15 protein-coding genes are annotated in these 19,769 nt (G+C 60.1%); 9 read left to right on the top strand and 6 right to left on the bottom strand.

The annotated features are described in order from the left end of the window. Positions 1-52 precede the first annotated feature (52 nt). Positions 53-616: a DNA endonuclease SmrA gene (gene smrA, locus SP68_RS13640; RefSeq protein WP_008805056.1), complete on the top strand. Its 564-nt coding sequence runs from the start codon at positions 53-55 to the stop codon at positions 614-616. Here smrA and SP68_RS13635 read toward each other — a convergent pair. Continuing rightward, positions 613-1,419: an IclR family transcriptional regulator domain-containing protein gene (locus SP68_RS13635; protein WP_012541880.1), complete on the bottom strand. Its 807-nt coding sequence runs from the start codon at positions 1,417-1,419 to the stop codon at positions 613-615. The two genes, smrA and SP68_RS13635, sit on opposite strands and share 4 nt — an antisense overlap. A gap of 169 nt (positions 1,420-1,588) precedes the next feature. Between SP68_RS13635 and SP68_RS13630 the strand changes: the two genes are divergently transcribed. Genes SP68_RS13630 through pcaC form a run of 6 tightly spaced genes read left to right on the top strand, consistent with a single transcriptional unit; the run spans position 1,589 to position 6,653 of the window. After that, positions 1,589-2,275, top strand: a complete 687-nt coding sequence (locus tag SP68_RS13630) for a 3-oxoacid CoA-transferase subunit A (RefSeq protein WP_008805054.1) — start codon at positions 1,589-1,591, stop codon at positions 2,273-2,275. 10 nt (positions 2,276-2,285) lie between these two features. Then, entirely contained in the window at positions 2,286-2,942 is a 657-nt protein-coding gene (locus tag SP68_RS13625; protein WP_012541879.1) for a 3-oxoacid CoA-transferase subunit B, read from the top strand. A 10-nt stretch (positions 2,943-2,952) separates the two neighbouring features. After that, entirely contained in the window at positions 2,953-4,155 is a 1,203-nt protein-coding gene (pcaF, locus tag SP68_RS13620; RefSeq protein ID WP_040968470.1) for a 3-oxoadipyl-CoA thiolase, read from the top strand. Positions 4,156-4,164: 9 nt separating this feature from the next. Further along, positions 4,165-5,517, top strand: a complete 1,353-nt coding sequence (locus SP68_RS13615; RefSeq protein ID WP_012968331.1) for a 3-carboxy-cis,cis-muconate cycloisomerase — start codon at positions 4,165-4,167, stop codon at positions 5,515-5,517. After that, a complete protein-coding gene (gene pcaD, locus SP68_RS13610; protein WP_016160947.1) occupies positions 5,507-6,274 on the top strand; it encodes a 3-oxoadipate enol-lactonase in 768 nt (255 codons plus the stop codon). Before SP68_RS13615 ends, pcaD begins: the two co-directional genes overlap by 11 nt. After that, a complete protein-coding gene (gene pcaC / locus SP68_RS13605) occupies positions 6,264-6,653 on the top strand; it encodes a 4-carboxymuconolactone decarboxylase (RefSeq protein WP_008805049.1) in 390 nt (129 codons plus the stop codon). Before pcaD ends, pcaC begins: the two co-directional genes overlap by 11 nt. Before the next feature lie 1,000 nt (positions 6,654-7,653). On the opposite strand, the gene SP68_RS13600 is transcribed toward pcaC, so the two are convergent. The 3 genes from SP68_RS13600 to SP68_RS13590 all read right to left on the bottom strand — a co-directional run bounded on the left by SP68_RS13600 (position 7,654) and on the right by SP68_RS13590 (position 12,653). After that, entirely contained in the window at positions 7,654-9,270 is a 1,617-nt protein-coding gene (locus SP68_RS13600; RefSeq protein WP_012968328.1) for a mechanosensitive ion channel family protein, read from the bottom strand. 164 nt (positions 9,271-9,434) lie between these two features. Then, positions 9,435-11,087, bottom strand: a complete 1,653-nt coding sequence (gene fumA, locus SP68_RS13595) for a class I fumarate hydratase FumA (protein WP_040968471.1) — start codon at positions 11,085-11,087, stop codon at positions 9,435-9,437. Between the two features lie 54 nt (positions 11,088-11,141). Beyond that, positions 11,142-12,653 carry an anion permease gene (locus SP68_RS13590; protein WP_012968326.1) on the bottom strand — a complete coding sequence of 504 codons (1,512 nt, stop codon included), beginning with the start codon at positions 12,651-12,653 and terminating at the stop codon, positions 11,142-11,144. Positions 12,654-13,294: 641 nt separating this feature from the next. Between SP68_RS13590 and SP68_RS13585 the strand changes: the two genes are divergently transcribed. After that, on the top strand, positions 13,295-16,072 hold the full coding sequence (locus tag SP68_RS13585) for a flavocytochrome c (protein ID WP_012541875.1): 2,778 nt from the start codon (positions 13,295-13,297) through the stop codon (positions 16,070-16,072). A 66-nt stretch (positions 16,073-16,138) separates the two neighbouring features. Next, the gene (locus tag SP68_RS13580) at positions 16,139-17,089 is read left to right on the top strand and encodes an FAD:protein FMN transferase (protein ID WP_022066053.1); all 951 of its coding nucleotides are present in this window, start codon (positions 16,139-16,141) and stop codon (positions 17,087-17,089) included. On the opposite strand, the gene dcuR is transcribed toward SP68_RS13580, so the two are convergent. Together dcuR and SP68_RS13570 are read right to left on the bottom strand one after the other, a co-directional pair. Then, positions 17,070-17,789, bottom strand: coding sequence for a two-component system response regulator DcuR (dcuR, locus tag SP68_RS13575; RefSeq protein WP_008805043.1), 720 nt, complete (start codon positions 17,787-17,789; stop codon positions 17,070-17,072). The genes SP68_RS13580 and dcuR overlap by 20 nt on opposite strands. Then, positions 17,786-19,402: a sensor histidine kinase gene (locus SP68_RS13570; RefSeq protein WP_040968472.1), complete on the bottom strand. Its 1,617-nt coding sequence runs from the start codon at positions 19,400-19,402 to the stop codon at positions 17,786-17,788. Before SP68_RS13570 ends, dcuR begins: the two co-directional genes overlap by 4 nt. Positions 19,403-19,769: the final 367 nt, after the last annotated feature.

Genomic DNA, 19,769 nt, shown 5'->3' with positions numbered 1-19,769 from the left:
GGGGAGCGCCGGGCGGCTATAGTAGCTGGCGACAGCCGCTGGAGGAGAGCCCATGAACCTTGATGACAAATCCCTGTTTCTTGACGCCATGGAAGATGTCCAGCCTCTGAAACGTAAAAATGACGTGCACTGGCATCCCGGGCGCAACAGCCGGGCCCCGCAGCGCGTCGATACCCTGCAACTGGATAATTTTCTCACCACCGGCTATCTCGATATCGTGCCGCTCGCCACGCCGCTGGAGTTTAAGCGTGAAGGGCTGCAGAGCGGCGTGCTGGATAAGCTGCGGCGGGGGAAATACAGCCAGCAGGCGAGCCTCTCCCTGCTGCGCCAGCCGGTGGAACAGTGCCGACAGATGCTCTTCGCCTTTATGGTGCAGGCGCAGAAAGAGGGGTTACGTAATGTGCTGATCGTTCACGGCAAAGGCCGCGACGACCAGTCCCACGCCAATATTATCCGCAGCTATCTGGCGCGCTGGCTGGAAGAGCTGCCGGAGGTGCAGGCCTTCTGCGCCGCGCTTCCACATCATGGCGGCAGCGGCGCCTGCTATGTCGCGCTGCGTAAATCGGCCGAGGCGAAGCAGGAGACCTGGGAGCAGCACGCCAAGCGCAGTCGTTAGCGCAGAAGCAGCGTCAGCTCGCGGGCGGCTTTTTGCAGCTCCGGCAGCACGCGATCGATCATCTCGCGGGCCGACATCTGGCCCGCATGCACCCCAACGTTCAGCGCCGCCTGGACCTGCCCCTGAGCGTTAAACAGCGGTACCGCGAGGGAGCGCAGGCCCATCTCCAGCTCCTGGTCGTTGAGGGCATACCCCTGCTGATGCACCCGTTTCAGTTCGGTGCGCAGCTTCGCCACCGAATCCACCGTCTGCGGGGTGTAGCGGATCATGGTCACCCGAGCCAGCATGTCGTTGAGCTTCTCCTCCGGCTGATGGCTGAGCAGCACCCGGCCCATCGAGGTCGCCCAGGCCGGAAGGCGGCTGCCGATATCCAGGTCGATGGTCATAATCCGCGAGCTGGAGGCGCGGGCGATATACAGAATATCGTCCCCGTCGAGGGTGGCGATGGAGCAGGACTCGTTGAGCATTTCGCTCAGATGTCGCAGCACCGGCTGCGCCGAACGCGCCAGCGGCGTCGAGGCCAGCCAGGCGTGGCCCAGCGCCAGGATCCGCGGTCGCAGCTGGAAATTCTTACCGTCTTCGGCATACACGAACCCCAGCTTGCTCAGGGTATACAGGCAGCGGCGCACCGCCGCGCGCGGAATGCCGGTCTTCTGGCTGATCTGCGAGATAGACAGCAGGGGCCGCTGCGGCGTGAACGCCTGAATCACCTCCAGGCCGCGCGCCAGGGAGGCCATAAAGTTAGGATCGCCCTTAAACGGATCGCCGTCGCCGGTCAGTAAATCGTCTGGATGCTTGTCCATTTCTGTTCCCCATATTTGCCATCGATCACATTCTTTCGCTAAAGATAACCGATGTTCGATTATCGCACCATATTTCGATTATCGCCCTTGACCGACATCGTTAAGCGGGTCACATTTTGTGCGAACAACGAATAAAAGTGCGATTACCGCACATCACTGGAGCGACCTGATGATTGATAAAAGCGTATCGACGCTGAGCGAGGCCATCGCCGGGATCCACGACGGGGCGACTATTATGATCGGCGGCTTTGGTCCCGCCGGCCAGCCGACCTTTCTGATTGACGCCCTGATTGACCAGGGCGCCCGCGACCTGACCATCATTAATAACAACGCCGGCAACGGGGAAGTGGGTCTCGCGGCGCTGCTGAAAGCCGGGCGAGTACGCAAGATGATCTGCTCCTTCCCGCGCCAGGTGGATTCCCAGATTTTCGATGACCTCTATCGCCGCGGCAAAGTGGAGCTGGAGCTGGTGCCGCAGGGTAACCTCGCGGCGCGGATCCAGGCGGCTGGCGCCGGGCTGGGGGCAGTGTTTACCCCCACCGGCTACGGCACACCGCTGGCGGAAGGCAAGGAGACGCGGGAAATCGATGGTCGCCATTACGTACTGGAATATCCGATTAAAGCCGATTTCGCGCTGATTAAGGCCCATCAGGGCGACCGCTGGGGCAACCTGGTCTATCGCAAGGCGGCGCGCAACTTTGGCCCGATCATGGCGACGGCGGCGAAAACCACCATCGTCGAGGTCTCGCAGCTGGTGCCGCTGGGCGACCTCGACCCGGAACACATCATCACCCCCGGCATTTTCGTCCAGCGTGTCTTCTCGCTGGAAAACCTGACTGCCGCACAACGCGCCTGAGGAGCCCGAGATGCAAAAACTGACCCGTGACGAAATGGCCCAGCGCGTGGCCCGCGATATTCCCGAAGGCGCTTACGTCAACCTCGGCATCGGCCTGCCGACCCGCATTGCCAATTACCTGCCCGCCGACAAAGAAGTGTTCCTGCACAGCGAAAACGGCCTGTTGGGGATGGGGCCGAAACCGCAGCCCGGGGAAGAAGATCCCGAGCTGATCAATGCCGGTAAAGAGTATGTCACCCTCCTGCAGGGCGGCTGCTATTTCCACCACGGCGACTCCTTCGCCATGATGCGCGGCGGCCATCTCGATATCTGCGTGCTGGGGGCCTATCAGGTCTCCGCCAGCGGCGACCTCGCGAACTGGAGCACCGGTGCGCCGGATGCGATCCCGGCCGTTGGCGGGGCGATGGATCTGGCCATCGGCGCCCGCCAGGTGTTCGTGATGATGGACCACCTGACCCGTGACGGCGAGTGCAAGCTGGTGGCGCAGTGCAGCTACCCGCTGACCGGCGTCGGCTGCGTCAGCCGGATCTATACCGACCTGGCGGTGATCGACATCACCGACCGCGGCCCGGTGGTACGTGAAATCTTTAACGGTCTCTCTTTTGAAGAGCTGCAGCGCATCACTCCGGTGGCGCTGACCTTTGAACAACTGGCGGAAAGCGCGTAAGGAACCTATGATGAATCAGGCATTTATCTGTGATGCGGTACGTACACCCTTTGGCCGTTTCGGTGGTACCCTGGCGACGATGCGCGCCGACGACCTCGCGGCGCTGCCATTAAAAGCCCTGCTGGAGCGTAACCCGGGACTGGATCCCTCGCGCATTGACGATGTGATCTTTGGCTGCGCCAACCAGGCCGGGGAAGATAACCGCAACGTGGCGCGGATGGCGCTGCTGCTGGCCGGGCTGCCGGAGAGCGTGCCCGGGAGCACCATCAACCGCCTGTGCGGTTCCAGCCTCGATGCGATCGGCGTCGCGGCGCGGGCGATTAAAAGCGGCGAGACGCAGCTGATGATCGCCGGTGGCGTGGAGAGCATGTCCCGCGCGCCGTTTGTGATGGGGAAAGCAGAGAGCGCCTTTAGCCGCAGCATGCAGATGGAGGATACCACCATCGGCTGGCGCTTTATTAACCCGCAGATGAAAGCCCTGTACGGCGTGCATTCCATGCCGGAGACGGCGGAAAACGTCGCCGATGAGTTTGCCATTTCCCGTGCCGATCAGGACGCGTTCGCCTTACGCAGTCAACTGCGTACCGCCGCGGCGCAGGAGGCGGGGCGTTTTGCCGATGAGCTGATCGCCATCCAGGTGCCGCAGCGTAAAGGCGAGCCACTGCTGTTTAGCCGCGATGAGCACCCGCGCAGTACCTCGCTGGAGGCGCTGGCTAAACTGCGCGGCGTGGTGCGCGCCGACGGCAGCGTCACCGCCGGTAACGCCTCCGGCGTTAACGATGGCGCCTGTGCGCTGCTGCTGGCCAGCGAGACGGCGCTGGCGGCTCACGATCTTCAACCGCTGGCCCGGGTGGTCGGCGTGGCGACGGCGGGTGTTGCGCCGCGGATCATGGGCTTTGGCCCGGCGCCCGCGGTGCGTAAGGTGCTGGCGCAGACCGGCCTGACATTAGCCCAGATGGATGTCATCGAACTGAATGAAGCCTTCGCCGCTCAGGCGCTGGCGGTGACCCGTGATCTGGGCTTACCGGATGATGCCGCCCACGTGAACCCTAACGGCGGGGCGATCGCGCTGGGCCACCCGCTCGGTGCCTCCGGCGGCCGGCTGGCGATGACCGCGTCTTATCAGCTGAAACGGACCGGCGGCCGCTACGCCCTGTGCACCATGTGCATCGGCGTCGGACAGGGGATCGCCCTGATTATTGAACGTGTTTAAGGAGCCAGAATGAGTTTGTTGACCCCAATGCTGCGCAGCAGTCCGCTGACCGACTGGTTCAGCGACGCGCAGCGGGTGCAGGGCATGCTGGATTTTGAAGCGGCGCTGGCGCAGGCGCAGGCCGTCTGCGGGATGGTGCCGCCGGAAGCGGTCGGGCCGATTGTCGCGGCCTGCCGCCACGAGACCATCGATTTTGCCGCGCTGGGCGAGGCGGCGGTGGGGGCCGGTAACCTGGCGATCCCGCTGGTGAAACAGCTGACGGTACAGGTAAAAGCGCGAGATCCCGAGGCTGCGCGCTACGTCCACTGGGGAGCCACCAGTCAGGACGCCATCGACACCGGACTGGTGCTCCAGCTGCGCGGGGCGCTGGATGCCGCTGAGACCTTGCTTGAGCAGCTGTTGGCTGCCCTGGCTCTCCAGGCGGATCGTTATCGCGATACTGTCATGCCGGGTCGGACCTGGATGCAGCATGCGCTGCCGGTGACCTTTGGCCTGAAGCTGGCGGGCACCCTCGACGCGCTCCTGCGCTGGCAGCAGCGGCTGCGCGAGATGCGTCCGCGGCTGCTGGTGCTGCAGTTTGGCGGCGCCGCGGGCACTCTGGACGCGCTAAAAGAGAAAGGGCCGGCGGTTGGCCAGGCGCTGGCGCAGATCCTCGGTCTGTCGCTGCCGGATACCCCGTGGCACAGCCAGCGCGATCGGCTGCTGGAGGCGGGCGCCTGGTTTGCCGGTGTCTGCGGTACCCTGGGGAAATTCGCTAACGACTTCTCCCTGCTGATGCAGACCGAAGTGGCTGAGGTCGGCGAGCCGGTGGCGGAAGGCCGCGGCGGCTCATCGACGATGCCGCATAAGCGCAATCCGGTGGCCTGCGCGGCGATCCTGACCGCCGCCCAGCGTACGCCGGGGCTGATGGCGACCCTCTACGCCAGCCAGCTCCAGCAGCACGAGCGGGCGCTGGGCGGCTGGCAGGCGGAGTGGGAGACGCTGCCGGATCTGATTACTCTGGTGGGCGGGGCGCTGGCGCAAAGTGAAGCGCTGGTGCGCGATATGCAGGTCTTCCCGCAGAAAATGCGTGCCGATCTCGATATCACCCACGGGCTGATCATGGCCGAGGCGGTGACCCTGGCGCTGGCGGAATTCATCGGCAAAGCCGAGGCGCATCATCATATCGAGGCGCTGTGCCGTCAGGCGCTGGACCGTCACTCTCCGCTGGTCGATCTGCTCGCGGCTGACCCACAGGTCAGTCAGTATCTCTCTCGTGAACGCTTAACCACGCTGCTGGACCCGGCAACGGCGACCGGCAGCGCCGAACGCTTTGTGCGCCAGGTACTGGCGCGTTATCAGGAGCAACGTGATGAATCTTGATTATCAACTCGACGGGCCGGAGGGCGCGCCGGTTATCGTCCTCTCCAACTCGCTGGGCACCACCCGGGCGATGTGGCAGCCGCAGATCGAGGCGTTAACCGCCCATTTTCGGGTGCTGCGCTATGACACCCACGGTCACGGTAATACGACGAAAAATGGCAAAGTGACCCTCGCCCAGCTGGGGGAAGATGTGATTGCGCTGCTCGATCACCTGAATATCGACCGCGCCTGGTTCTGCGGGATCTCGATGGGCGGTCTGACCGGCCTGTGGCTGGGACGCTTTGCGCCAGAACGTTTTTATGGTCTGGCCGTTGCCAACACCGCGGCGCGCATTGGCGATCAGGCCAGCTGGCTGTCGCGGGCGCGGGCGGTACGCCAGGAGGGAATGGCGGTGGTGGCTGCCGGGGCGGCGGATCGCTGGTTCACTCATGCGTTTCGCCAGAAGGCGCCGGAGGTGGTGGAGGCGCTATGCCACCAGTTAACCCATACCGACGTCGAAGGCTATGCCGCCTGCTGCGAGGCGCTGGCCGCCGCCGACCTGCGGGGCGAAGTGGGGCAGATCCCGCTGCCGACATTAATTATCGCCGGTGAAAGTGACCCTGTCACTACGGTCAGTGACGCCAGTTTCCTGCAGCAGCAGATCCCCTCTTCCCAGGTGGTGGTGCTGGCGGCATCGCATCTGTCAAACATTGAGGCGCCGAAAAGCTTTACTTCGGCGCTGCTAAGCTTTTTCCAGGGGGAACGCCATGGAGGATAAACAGCGCTATCAGGACGGAATGACGGTACGGCGCAAAGTATTGGGCGACGCCCACGTCGACCGTACCCTGCAGCATCTGACGCCGTTGAATGACGAGTTTCAGGACTTTATCACCCGCTACGCCTGGGGTGAGACCTGGACCCGTCCGGGGCTCGACCACCACACCCGCAGCATGATCACCATTGCCATGCTGATTGCTCTCAATCGCGAGGCGGAGCTGAAGATGCATCTGCGCGCGTCGTTTAACAACGGGGTCACCCGCGATGAGCTGAAAGAGTTGATCATGCACTCTGCGCTGTACTGTGGGCTGCCGGCGGCGAATGCCACGATGCATCTGGCGCAGCAGGTGTTTGACGACATCGACGCCGCTCAGGGTTGAGTCGTCGTCCGAGTCGGATTGCCCGGCAGTCGTTGTAGGCCGGGTAAGGCGCAGCCGCCACCCGGCGAAATAACGGCACAACCGGAAATGTCCCTGTTCGCACTATGTTTGGCAGGGCTGCAACTTCTATGTTAATTCCGGGCAGATTGCGCTCCCGGTTGATCTTCTGCGTTATGTCTCTTATGGCGCGGGGAGCGCACAGGGGGCGGCCAGTCGCCGCCGCCCCCTGTACCCCCGGGCTCCGGCCAGCAAAATCGCCACTGCGTGGTGCCTTCGACTTATCCCTGCAGGCTGCGGGTCGGGCCGAGGCAGCGTCCGTGCAAAACACGGCCCTCAGCCCGCATCCATGCGGGCTGCCCCGGCCTTCCGGGAACGTCTCAGCGATTTTGAGGCCGCCAGCACCGGCAGTTTCAGTCGCGCAAGTGGGTAAATGAGTGACAGGTCGCACGAACCCCAGGCCGGGTAAGGCGTAGCCGCCACCCGGCGAAATCACGGCACAACCGGAAATGTCCCTGTTCGCACTATGTTTGGCAGAGCCACAACGTTTGGCTGGGCGACAACCTCTATGTTAATTCCGGGCAGATTGCGCTCCCGGTTGATCTTCTGCGTTATGTCTCTTATGGCGCAGGGAGCGCACAGGGGGCGGCCAGTCGCCGCCGCCCCCTGTACCCCCGGGCTCCGGCCAGCAAAATCGCCGCTGCGCGGTCCCTTCGACTTATCCCTGCAGGCTGCGGGTCGGGCCGAGGCAGCGTCCCTGCAAGACACGGCCCTCAGCCCGCATCCATGCGGGCTGCCCCGGCCTTCCGGGAACGTCTCAGCGATTTTGAGGCCGCCAGCATCGGCAGTTTCAGTCGCGCAAGTGGGTAAATGAGTGACAGGTCGCACGATCCGTAGGCCGGGCAAGGCGTTAGCCACCGCCCGGCACAAACGCGGCTCTGCGCTGGCTGTTCTTGCTCAGCGGTGAAGCCGCCACCCGGCGGAAATGCCGCTATATTAGCCCTTATTTCTCAGGCTCCTGCGGCGCGACGGCTGGGGCGGCGTACCAGGCCTCCTGCGGCACCACCACCGCCGCCTTGGGCTGCATCACAAAGTTCGGCGACATAATCTGCACGCCGAATTCGTTAAACACATCAATAATACTGCTATGCAACGCGTTGCGGCCATCCGGCAGCTTAGTTGTGGGGAGCAAGCGCACCTGCAGCTCATACGCGGTGTACCAGTCAAGCAACCCCAGCTTGCGAACTATCGGGGCGATTTGTTGATCCACCCCAGGGGTGCGTCTTGCCGCCAGCTCCAGCAGCGCATGCACCTGACGCCACGGCGTATCGTAGCCGATGGTGACGCTGGTGGTGAGATTGAACCCGCCGTCGGTGCTCTCGGCGCTGAGATTAATAATTTTCCCGCTCACCACCACGGCGTTCGGGACGGTGACAATGTAATTCTCACGGGTGAGGATCTTGGTCGCCAGCACGCCAATCTCGCTGACCTGTCCCTCATTGTCGGCGAGGCGGATCCAGTCGCCTTTGCGCAGCGCCCGGGAGTAGATCAGCACCAGGCCGCTCATCGCATGGGTCATCACCCCGGTCGACCCGAGAGTCAGCATCAGGCCGAAGAACACGCTAATGCCTTTGAAGGCGAGGGAGTTGGCGCCGGGGAGGAACGGGTAGGCGGCGGACAGGGCAAACAGCCAGATGACCACCGAGATCAACCGGCGGGTGGCGCTGACGGTTTCCGGATGGATGCCCGGCACCTGAATGCGGCCGGCGGCGACCTGGTCGAGAGCCACTTTCACCAGGCGAATGATGAGCCAGGTGATCAGGAAAATAAGCACCACGATCATCAGCCCCGGCAGGGAGGCGACAATCGACAGGGAGAGATCGCGGATCACGCCCAGCGACCAGTCACCCAGCGATTCACTCCACACCCGTGTCCAGGGAAACAGGCTGAAGGCCCAGCTCAGCCAGAGATAACTGGCCAGCATGCCGACGAGAATGACCAGCACAGCATAGAGTCGAACTTCAATATTGCCGAGATAGCGCCGCCAGTGCTGCGGGATGGCGCTGCGTTTTTCAAGGATCCGCAGCAGGAAAAAGCGCCGCACCCGCCGCCAGGCGCGGAAGGCGCCGTAGTAAAACAGCGCCAGCAGCAGCCCTCCGGCCAGCGCTTTGCCGGCTGAAAGCAGCAGATAACGGTCGTTGAACTGTTCCTGCAGGCTGGTGCGCTGGGCCTCCATTCGCGCCAGCACCCGCTGGGCCGCCTGGTCGAGGGTTAAATCATCGCCCTCATCGAGATCCGCCTGGCTCAGCAGCAGCACCGGTTTGCCGTTCATCAGAAACAGCCGGCCCGGCTGACCATAGCGGTTGACCGCAACGACCCGCAGCGGTTGGCGAATATCGTCTTCAGTAAAGGCGCGTAAGGCGCTGCGGGTACGCAGGACGCGCTCTTCGGGCGTGGTCTGGCCGAAAGTAGCCTGCAACATGACGACAGGTTGATGGAAAATCGTGACTGTGCGTGCCTGCTCGCGGGCGGTCGGCTGCTGTCGCGGTTCGGCAGCCAGCGCCGGCTTTAGCACCAGCAGCGCCAGCGCCCAGAGGATCACCACGCTCATCCTGTTCATAGAGGCACCTGAGAAAGAGAATTATTGTTATTTTTCAGCAAACAACGGACGGCTTGTAGTTGAGCATAGCCTGGCGCGAAATGAATTCAAGCTGGCGCGGCGTGGGCATAAAAAAAGCCGTCGCCCAAACGGCGACGGCCTGATATCAGCGTCAGAAGTGAGCGTTAGCCGTGCTGTTGACAGCCGGCACACTGCTTATTCTGGATCTGCTGGAAGAAGTCGTTACCTTTATCATCAACCAGAATAAACGCCGGGAAATCTTCCACTTCGATTTTCCAGATAGCTTCCATCCCCAGTTCCGGATAGGCCACGCACTCGAGGCTCTTAATGCTCTGCTGGGCGAGCACTGCTGCCGGGCCGCCAATGCTGCCGAGGTAGAAGCCGCCGTGTTTATGGCAGGCATCGGTCACCTGCTGGCTGCGGTTGCCTTTCGCCAGCATTACCATGCTCGCGCCGTGCGACTGCAGCAGATCGACATAAGAGTCCATGCGGCCTGCGGTAGTCGGACCGAGGGAGCCGGAGGCATAACCGGTCGGCGTCTTCGCCGGGCCCGCGTAGTAGATCGGGTGATCTTTGACGTACTGCGGCAGCGCCTCGCCGTTATCAATAAGCTCTTTTAGCTTGGCGTGGGCGATGTCGCGGGCCACGATGATGGTGCCGTTGAGGCTCAGGCGGGTGGAGACCGGGTGCGCCGACAGTTGCGCCAGGATTTCGCTCATCGGCTGATTCAGGTTGATGCTGACGACATTGCCTTCACCCTGCTGACGCAGATGTTCAGGGATATATTTCCCCGGATTGCTCTCCAGCTTCTCGATCCAGATGCCGTCGCGGTTGATTTTCGCTTTGATGTTGCGGTCGGCGGAGCAGGAGACGCCCATGCCGATCGGGCAGGAGGCGCCGTGACGCGGCAGACGGATCACCCGGATATCGTGAGCGAAGTATTTCCCGCCAAACTGCGCGCCGAGGCCGAGGTTCTGCGCTTCCTGCAGCAGCTCCTGCTCCAGCTGGACGTCGCGAAACGCCTGACCGTGCTCGTTGCCTTCGGTCGGCAGGCCGTCGTAGTAGCGGGTGGAGGCCAGCTTCACGGTCTTCAGCGTCGCTTCTGCCGAGGTGCCGCCGATCACAAACGCGATATGGTATGGCGGGCAGGCGGCGGTCCCGAGGGTACGCATCTTCTCGACCAGATAGTTTTTCAGCTTCGCCGGAGTGATCAGCGCTTTGGTTTCCTGATAGAGATAGGTTTTATTGGCGGAACCGCCGCCTTTCGCCATGCACAGGAATTTATATTCGTCACCGTCGACGCTGTAGAGATCGATCTGCGCCGGCAGGTTGGTGCCGGTGTTGACCTCTTTATACATATCCAGCGGCGCGTTCTGTGAGTAACGCAGGTTATCTTCGGTATAGGTGTTGTAAACGCCCTGCGCCAGGGCGGCTTCATCGCCACCGCCGGTCCAGACGCGCTGGCCTTTTTTACCCATGATGATAGCGGTGCCGGTATCCTGACAGGTCGGCAGAATACCTTTGGCGGCGATTTCGGAGTTGCGCAGGAACTGCAGCGCCACGTATTTGTCGTTTTCGCTAGCTTCCGGGTCGAGCAGAATCGAGGCGACCTGCTGCTGATGGGAGACGCGCAGCATAAAGGCGGCGTCGTGGAAGGCCTGCTGGGCGAGCAGGGTCAGCGCCTGCGGCTCTACTTTCAGAACCGGCTGGCCGTCAAATTCGGCGACAGAGACGTGCTCTTTGCTGAGCAGATAGTATTCGGTATCGTCGTGCGCCAGCGGGAACGGATCCTGATAAACAAACGGTTTAGTCGACATAGTCACTTACTCCATAAAGATAAAAACCGCCGGGGTGGTCCCGGCGGTTATGAATCAGAACATCATGGACATCCACGGATAGCCAATCAGCAGCAGGGCGGCCAGGAAGATGGCGCCAAAGATGGTGCCGAGGCGCCAGTAGTCTTTGGTCGGCAGGTAGCCGCTGCCGTAGTAGATTGGGCTTGGGCCAGTACCGTACGGGGTGATAATCCCCATCACGCCCAGCGAGGTGACCATCAGCAGGACGAACACTTCCATATTCATACCCGGAATGGTGGCCGCAATAGTCAGCATGGCCGGCAGCAGGGCAGTGGTGTGCGCGGTGGTGCTGGCAAACAGGTAGTGCAGCAGGTAGAACGCCAGCAGCAGGACGATGGTCGCCACGCCTGGGGAGATACCGCCCATCAGCGCGCCGCCCTCTTTACCCAGCCAGGCGATGAAACCGGTGGAGGAGAGGCCGTCGGCCAGCGCCACCAGGGTGGCAAACCAGACAAAGGTGTTCCACGCCGCTTTGTTGTTGGTGATGTCGCTCCAGGAGAGCACGCCGGTCCACAGCATCAGCACGATAACCAGCAGGGCGGCCAGCGCCGGTTCAATCCAGTCGGCGGCGAAGATCCACATCATCAGCGCGAAGCAGACGAACACCAGCAGCAGAATTTCATTGCGCGACAGTTTGCCCAGTTTTTCCAGCTCACGCGCGGCCCACAGCGGCACTTCGTTATTGATTTTCACTTCCGGCGGATAGAACCAGTAAGCCAGCAGCGGCATAGTCAGGATCAGCAGGACACCGAGCGGCAGGAAGGCGATGAACCAGGTCCCCCACGAGATGTTGATGCCGACGATGCTTTTTACCAGCGCCAGGGCCAGCAGGTTCGGTGCCAGCGCTGACAGGAACATCGAGCTGGTGATACAGGCGGCGGTGATCGCCACCCACATCAGATAGGAACCGATTTTACGCGCGCTCGGGTCGTTTGGTTTTGAACCGTACAGCGGCGGCAGGTTGGCAATAATCGGGTAGATGGTACCGCCGCTGCGTGCGGTGTTAGACGGCGTAAACGGCGCCAGCAACAGGTCAGCGAAGGTGATGGCGTAGCCCAGCGTCAGGCTGCGACGGCCAAGATATTTCACCAGGATCAGCGCCAGGCGGCGGCCAAACTGGGTTTTATCGTAGCCGGCGGCGAACATAAAGGCGCCGAAGATAAGCCAGACCGTGGAGTTGCCGAAGCCGCTCACCGCCCATTTAAAGGAGGCGCCGGCCAGCTTGAAGCTCGGGGCGGCCATCTGTTCCGGGCTGAACAACAGCCACTGGCTACAGAGGGCGATCACCACCACGCCGGTGATGCCGATAACGGCGCCAGGCAGCGGTTCAAAAATTAACCCGACGATCACCCCGACGAAGATGGCGAAGTAGTGCCAGGCGTACGGCGGCAGGCCGTCCGGGACCGGAACGAACAATAACAGTACGGCAACGATAATCGGCAGCGCCATCATCAGGAGACGTTTTTTAGTCGCAGTCGTTGGATTGACTGCACCGGCAGGCGGTATGGTTGTCTTTTTCTCTTTCATAATGAGTATCTGCAAGTTGTTGAAAATAGCGTTTACGCCAGCGACATGCTCAGTGATTTCTTTAATTACAAAAGTTACTTTAGTTTTTATTTTTCGTTTCTGAGTATCGTCAGGGCGTTTATTTAACGCGTTTGTCTGGGCGTTAAATTAAATTTGTTGGTTATTTATATATTGCGCTTTCAATGGCCGTTGCAATTGATCGAGATCAAGAAAAGCAGGTGATTTCACTATTTTTTTATTATCAGTATAACCCTATATGATGAGGTGTTAATTTGGCTAAAATATCGATAAATGTTAAAATAAAAATGAACATTTAATGCTGAATTTATCCATTATTTTCGTAACTGCATGAAAATAAATGGTTTTATTGAAATTTGCGATCGTTTTTAATGTTAACATAAGTATCTGAAATGTTATCGTGCATTTGTATTATGTAAATGCTATTTATTATTTTAATAATACAATAGAGGTAGCGATGTTATTGTTGGGGTTAAATAGTTTTATAACTAACGTAATTGATTTAGTAACTAAAAAACACGCTATATTATTGGCATGACAACAGGAATTAAAAAACCAAAACCATTAATGATTCCGTCACCCCATTCTGAGTTTTTAATATTTTAAAATCTGGAGCGTAACTTATGACCAGTAACGAACGAATTCTGCAGCCATTTACTTTACCAAATGGTACGGAGCTGAAAAACCGTTTGCTCATGGCGCCGATGACCACCTGCACCGGTTATTTCGATGGGACTGTCACCAGCGAGCTGGTGGAGTACTATCGCGCTCGCGCCGGCAGCATCGGCACCATTATTGTCGAGTGCTGCTTTATTGATGACTACGGCCTGGCCTTCCCGGGCGCGATCGGCATCGATAATGATGAAAAAATTGCCGGCCTGGCGAAAATCGCCGAGGCGATCAAAGCGCAAGGTTCAAAAGCGATTCTGCAGATCTATCACGGCGGACGCATGGTCGACCCGCAGCTGATCGGGGGGCGCCAGCCGGTGGCGCCAAGCGCTATTGCCGCGCCGCGTGAGGGCGCCGCGATGCCGCGGGCGCTGAGCGGAGAAGAAGTGGAAGGGATGATCGCCAAGTTTGGCGACGGCGTCCGTCGCGCCATTCTCGCCGGCTTCGACGGCGTCGAAATTCACGGCGCCAACACCTACCTTATCCAGCAGTTCTATTCGCCGAACTCCAACCAGCGCGACGACGAGTGGGGCGGTAGCCGCGACAATCGCGCCCGTTTCCCGCTGGCGGTCCTCGACATCACCCACAAAATGGCCCGCCAGTACGCTGACGATGCCTTTATCATCGGCTATCGCTTCTCGCCGGAAGAGATGGAGGTCCCGGGGATCCGCTTCGACGACACCATGTATCTGCTGGAAAAGCTGGCTGCCCGCGGTGTCGATTATCTGCACTTCTCGGTGGGCGCGACCCTGCGTCCCTCTATCGTCGATACCAGCGATCCAACACCGCTGATCGAGAAATACTGCGCGATGCGCTCTGAAACCCTCGCCCAGGTGCCGGTGATGGGCGTCGGCGGGGTGGTGAACGTTGCTGATGCCGAGCTGGGCCTCGATCACGGTTATGACCTGATCGCCGTGGGCCGCGCCTGCATCGCCTATCCGGACTGGGCGGCTCGTATCGCCGCCGGTGAAGAGCTGGAGCTGTTTATCGACAGCACCCAGCGCGAGGCGCTTCATATTCCGGAACCGCTGTGGCGCTTCTCGCTGGTGGAAGCGATGATCCGCGACATGAGCATGGGCGACGCTAAATTTAAGCCGGGGATGTTTGTTGAAACCGTTCAGGATGACGCCAATGAACTGGTGATCAACGTTAGCCTCGAAAATGATCATATTGCCGATATTGAACTGGCGGCGAGCCCGGTGCAGACCGTCGAGTTCACCACCAGCTTCGAAGAGATCCGCGAACGTATTCTGACCGCCAACACCCCGCACGTGGACGCCATTTCCGGTGCTACCAGCCAGAGCGAAGCGGTGAAAAAAGCGGTCGCTAAAGCGATGCTGAAATCCAGCAAAGCGCTGGCAGCGGAAGAGGGCGGCAATGACGCCGCGCCGAAAAGTTATGACGTGGTGGTGGTCGGCAGCGGCGGCGCCGGCCTGGCGGCAGCCATTCAGGCTCACGACGAAGGCGCCAGCGTCCTGATCGTCGAAAAAATGCCGACCATTGGCGGCAACACCATCAAGGCTTCCGCCGGGATGAACGCCGCGGAAACTCGCTTCCAGCGGGTCAAAGGTATTCAGGACAGTAAAGAGTTGTTCTATCAGGAAACCCTGAAGGGCGGCCACAACAAAAACAACCCGCAGCTGCTGCGTCGCTTCGTGGAGAATGCGCCGCAAGCCATTGAGTGGCTGGCGGACCGCGGCATTATGCTCAACGACATCACCACCACCGGCGGGATGAGCATTGACCGTACCCACCGTCCGCGCGACGGATCAGCGGTCGGCGGCTATCTGATTAGCGGCCTGGTGCGCAACATCACCAAACGCGGCATCGACGTCCTGCTGGATACCTCGGTGGAAGAGATCCTGATGAGCGGGGATGAGGTGAGCGGTGTACGTCTGGTCAACGACGAAAAAGAAGTCATCGAAGTGCAGACCAAAAGCATCGTAGTGGCCACCGGCGGCTTCAGCGCCAACAGCGCGATGGTGGTGAAGTATCGTCCGGACCTCGACGGTTTCGTGACCACCAACCACAAAGGGGCGACCGGGAGCGGTATCGCGCTGCTGGAACGCATCGGCGCTGGCACCGTGGATATGGGCGAAATTCAGATTCACCCCACCGTCGAACAGCAGACTTCGTACCTGATTTCCGAATCGATTCGCGGCGGCGGCGCTATTCTTGTTAACCAGCAGGGGAACCGCTTCTTTAACGAAATGGAGACCCGCGATAAAGTCTCGGCGGCGATTATCGCCCTGCCGGAACACTATGCGTACATTGTCTTTGACGAGCATGTGCGGGCGAAAAACAAAGCTGCCGATGAGTACATCGCCAAAGGCTTCGTCACCAGCGCCAGCTCCCCGCGTGAACTGGCGGAGAAACTGGGGATGGATTACCATGCCTTCCTCGCCACCCTCGAGTGTTACAACGGGGCAGTGGAAAAACAGCATGATGAACAGTTTGGCCGGACCACCGCGCTGCGCGCGCCGATTAACGAAGGCCCGTTCCATGCCATTCGCATCGCCCCCGGGGTGCACCACACCATGGGCGGCGTGACCATTAACACCGATGGCGAAGTGCTGAACGTTGACCAGCAGCCGATCCGCGGCGCCTACGCCGCCGGTGAAGTGGTGGGTGGGATCCACGGCGGCAACCGCATCGGCGGTAACGCGGTCGCGGATATCATCATCTTCGGTACCCTCGCGGGCCACCAGGCGGCGAAACGTGCCAGAGGATAACAGGTAATTGCTGATGCCGGGCTGGTGCTTTTGCCGCCCGGCTTATCCCTTCTGAAGGAGAGCCCGATGTCCGATAACCGTGTCTATAGCTACTCCGCCGTCCTGATGGGGTCCCCCATTCTGCTCAAACTTTATTCCCACGATGAGGCACTGGCCTCCCGCGTATTTCAGTTAATTAAACGCTACGAAGATCTGCTTACCGTTAACCGTGCCGAGTCGCAGGTGATGGATATCAACCATGCCGCCGGACGCCATCCGGTCACGGTCAGTCGCCCGGTCTTTCAGCTGATTCAGTGCGCCAAAGCCGCCAGCATGGTGCGCGACAGCGCCTTTAATCTTGCCATCGGCCCGCTGGTGAAGCTGTGGCGAATTGGCTTTCACGGGCACAGCGTGCCTGACGCGGCTGATATCAGAGCCCGACTGGCGCTGACCCGCCCACAGGAGGTGATCCTCGATGAGACTACCTGTAGTGTGTTTCTCCAGCAGCCGGGGATGGAGTTGGATCTTGGGGCGATCGCCAAAGGCTATATCGCTGACCGCGTGCGCGATTATCTCCGTCAGCAGCAGGTGGCGAAGGCGCTGATCAATCTCGGCGGCAATGTGCATACCCTCGGCGAATGGACCATTGGCCTGAAAAAACCGTTTGCCGACGCGCAGGCGCTGATTGGCTCCCTGACGATCAACGGGCAGTCGGTGGTCACTTCCGGAACCTATGAACGTTATTTTGAGCAGGACGGCAAACGCTGGCACCATATTCTCGACCCGCGCAGCGGTTATCCGCTGGATAACGAACTCGACAGCGTGACGGTGATTTCCACGGATTCTTTAGACGGCGATATCTGGACTACGCTGCTGTTCGGCCTCGGCGTAGAGAAGGGCTGCGCAGCGCTGCGTCAGCGTGAGGATATCGACGCGATTTTCGTCACCAAAAATCGCGACATCATTCTCTCATCGCGGCAGCGGCTGCGTTTTTCGCCGCTGGACAGCGGCTATCAGGTTATTGACTGTACTGCTTAAGCAAACTGTACTGTTCGGCGACCAGGCGGTAGCGATAGACCGGTCGCCCGGTAGCGCCGTAGTGGATAGTGGTGTAGAGGATATTGATCTGCGCCAGCCAAATCAGATATTTGCGGCACGAGACGCGGGAGATATTTACGGCCGCCGCCAGCTCATCGGTAGAGAATTCAACGTCCGGATGGGCGTCAATCCACTGGCAGAGCGTACGCAGCGTTTGCGCGGTTAGCCCCTTGGGCAGCTTGCGCGCGTCGCTGGCCTCCGGCGCGCCGCCGTGCAGCAGACGGTCGACGTCGGCCTGTTCGTAATACGGCTGGCCGGTCATCAGTTTACGCTTCTCCCGCCAGGTGGTGAGCGCCTCTTCAAAGCGCGGAAACTGGAAAGGTTTGATCAGGTAATCAACCACCCCGTAATGCATCGCGGTCTGCACCGTGGCGGCGTCTGCCGCCGAGGTGATCATGATGACATCGATAGCGCGCCCCGACTCGCGGATGGTCGGCAGTAGATCCAGCCCGCTGTCCTGTTGCATGTAGACATCCAGCAGCACCAGATCGATCTCCCGCTGCTTATCGTTAATCATCTCCTGGGCCTGACTGAGCGTCGAAGCGCTCCCGCTGCAACGAAAGCCGGGAACTCTTGCCACGTACAGGCGATTCAGTTCGGCCACCATCGCATCATCGTCAACAATCAACACATTTATCACGCACGTTTCCTTTTACTATCCCAGGGGAGATGAACAAAAAATTGGGTAAATACGCCGGGTTCCGACTCGACGGCGAGGGTGCCGCCCAGTTCGCGCAGCTGCTGGTTGGCGAGAAACAGCCCGACGCCACGATTCTCGCCTTTGGTGGAGAAACCTTTGTTAAAGATAGCGTCGATATTATTTTCCGGGATCCCCGGTCCGTCATCGCTCACTTCACCGCTTAGCCAGCCGTCCTGGTAGTGCAGCAGCAGGCCGATCTCACCCTCCGCCTGGCCGCTCATGGCGTCCAGCGCGTTCTCGATAAGATTGCCCAGCACCGTCACCAGCACCGTGACCTGCTTCTCATTCGGGCAATCCGGCACCTGGCTCTCTTCCGCCAGCGTCAGCGTAAAGCCGCACTCGGTGGCGCGCTGAATTTTACTTATCAGGAAGCCCGCCACCACCGGGGATTTAATGCGGTGCTGAATGTCGCCGATGTCCGCCTGATAGCGGTGGGCGGTCTGCAGCACGTATTCCTCGAGTTTGCCATAGCTTTTCATATTCAGCAGGCCGAGGATCACGTGCAGTTTATTCATAAATTCATGAGAGGTGGTGCGCAGGGCATCCACATAGCTCATCATGCCGTCCAGCCGCTGCAGCAGCTGGCTCACCTCGGTCTTATCGCGGAAGGTACAGATGGCGCCGACCACCGCTTCCTGGTTGCGAATGGGCACCGTATTGCCGATCAGCAACAGGCCATTGCATCCCAGTTCGCGGTCGTACATCGGCTCGCCGCTCTGCAAGACGGTCTGCAGGTCGGCCAGTAGCGGCGTGTGGGCGAGGGTTTTGTCCGGGCCGGAAAAGAGGATCTCCTGCGCCGCCGGGTTGATCAAATTGACTTCGCCGTGGGCATCGACGGCAACGACGCCCTCCTTCAGGGCGTGAAGCATGGCCTGACGCTGTTGAAACTGGGTGGAAATCTCCTGCGGCTCCAGCCCCAGCAGGACGCGCTTCAGGCCGCGCACCAGGCTCCAGGTGCCCAGCGCGCAGACCAGCGCGCTGAACAGGATTGTCAGGAGCACGTCCCAGCGGCTGTTGGCGATCTGTTCGTCCACTTTACTCAGCGAAATGCCGACCACCACCACGCCAATTTGCTGGCGCTGGTCGTTGAACACCGGGGTGAATACCCGCAGCGCCGGGGCCAGCACGCCGTGGTTAATGGCAACGTTCTCTTTTCCCTGCAGCGTGGGCAGGATATCCCGGCCGATAAACCGCTTACCGATGATAGAGGTATCCGGATGCGAATAGCGAATACCGTGCATATCGGTGACGATAGCGTACAGCAGGTCGTTGCGCCGGGTGATGGCCTGCGCCAGCGGCTGAATGATCTGCTGCTGCGGGGGCGCCTCCAGTCCGCGCTTCACCTGCGGCATATCAGCCATGGTGCGCGCCACCGCCAGCGCGGTCTCTTTCAGACCGTCGCGGGTGGCATTGCTGATCTGCATATACCACAAGGCATACACCAGCAGGAGCACGGCGCCGATGACGCTGCCGATCATCAAGGATACGGCGGTGCTCAGCTTTAACGGTAAGGCGCGTTGGCGAACGCGAGGCTGCTGCTCTGATGCCTTCATGACGATCCCGGATAGATTCAGTGAAGGCATATTATCGCCGATAGGACGGTTTTCATAAAGCCGTGTAATCAAAGCCAATCGAGGCGGTTTAGCCGATACGTAAACCGTTTCACATGCTCTGCCAGCAATCCTTCTGACTGGCCATGCCAGCGGGCGGCGAAGATGAGACGTAAGACAGGATTGCTCAGATAACCGGCAATCGCCCCCTGACGGGGCGGTCGGGAGGGTAAACTGTGACCCCGACGGCGGTAAAGCACAGAACATTCCACTTATAGTGGCGGCAGAGGTTAAATAGGCCTGATGAATATAAGGATATGCATCAGGCCGCTGATGTCGCCGAGATGCGCTTTTTCTGTTGTAAATGGAG

Origin of the sequence: Klebsiella variicola (assembly GCF_000828055.2) — a bacterium.
GTDB lineage: Bacteria > Pseudomonadota > Gammaproteobacteria > Enterobacterales > Enterobacteriaceae > Klebsiella > Klebsiella variicola.
The sequence above is the reverse complement of the archived record's forward strand: the minus strand, read 5'-3'. Positions and strand labels throughout refer to the sequence as shown.

Coding starts and splice junctions, on each gene's coding strand:
- smrA (WP_008805056.1), top strand. CDS start 53: ATGAACCTTGATGACAAATCCCTGTTTCTTGACGCCATGGAAGATGTC.
- SP68_RS13635 (WP_012541880.1), bottom strand. CDS start 1,419: ATGGACAAGCATCCAGACGATTTACTGACCGGCGACGGCGATCCGTTT.
- SP68_RS13630 (WP_008805054.1), top strand. CDS start 1,589: ATGATTGATAAAAGCGTATCGACGCTGAGCGAGGCCATCGCCGGGATC.
- SP68_RS13625 (WP_012541879.1), top strand. CDS start 2,286: ATGCAAAAACTGACCCGTGACGAAATGGCCCAGCGCGTGGCCCGCGAT.
- pcaF (WP_040968470.1), top strand. CDS start 2,953: ATGAATCAGGCATTTATCTGTGATGCGGTACGTACACCCTTTGGCCGT.
- SP68_RS13615 (WP_012968331.1), top strand. CDS start 4,165: ATGAGTTTGTTGACCCCAATGCTGCGCAGCAGTCCGCTGACCGACTGG.
- pcaD (WP_016160947.1), top strand. CDS start 5,507: ATGAATCTTGATTATCAACTCGACGGGCCGGAGGGCGCGCCGGTTATC.
- pcaC (WP_008805049.1), top strand. CDS start 6,264: ATGGAGGATAAACAGCGCTATCAGGACGGAATGACGGTACGGCGCAAA.
- SP68_RS13600 (WP_012968328.1), bottom strand. CDS start 9,270: ATGAACAGGATGAGCGTGGTGATCCTCTGGGCGCTGGCGCTGCTGGTG.
- fumA (WP_040968471.1), bottom strand. CDS start 11,087: ATGTCGACTAAACCGTTTGTTTATCAGGATCCGTTCCCGCTGGCGCAC.
- SP68_RS13590 (WP_012968326.1), bottom strand. CDS start 12,653: ATGAAAGAGAAAAAGACAACCATACCGCCTGCCGGTGCAGTCAATCCA.
- SP68_RS13585 (WP_012541875.1), top strand. CDS start 13,295: ATGACCAGTAACGAACGAATTCTGCAGCCATTTACTTTACCAAATGGT.
- SP68_RS13580 (WP_022066053.1), top strand. CDS start 16,139: ATGTCCGATAACCGTGTCTATAGCTACTCCGCCGTCCTGATGGGGTCC.
- SP68_RS13570 (WP_040968472.1), bottom strand. CDS start 19,402: ATGAAGGCATCAGAGCAGCAGCCTCGCGTTCGCCAACGCGCCTTACCG.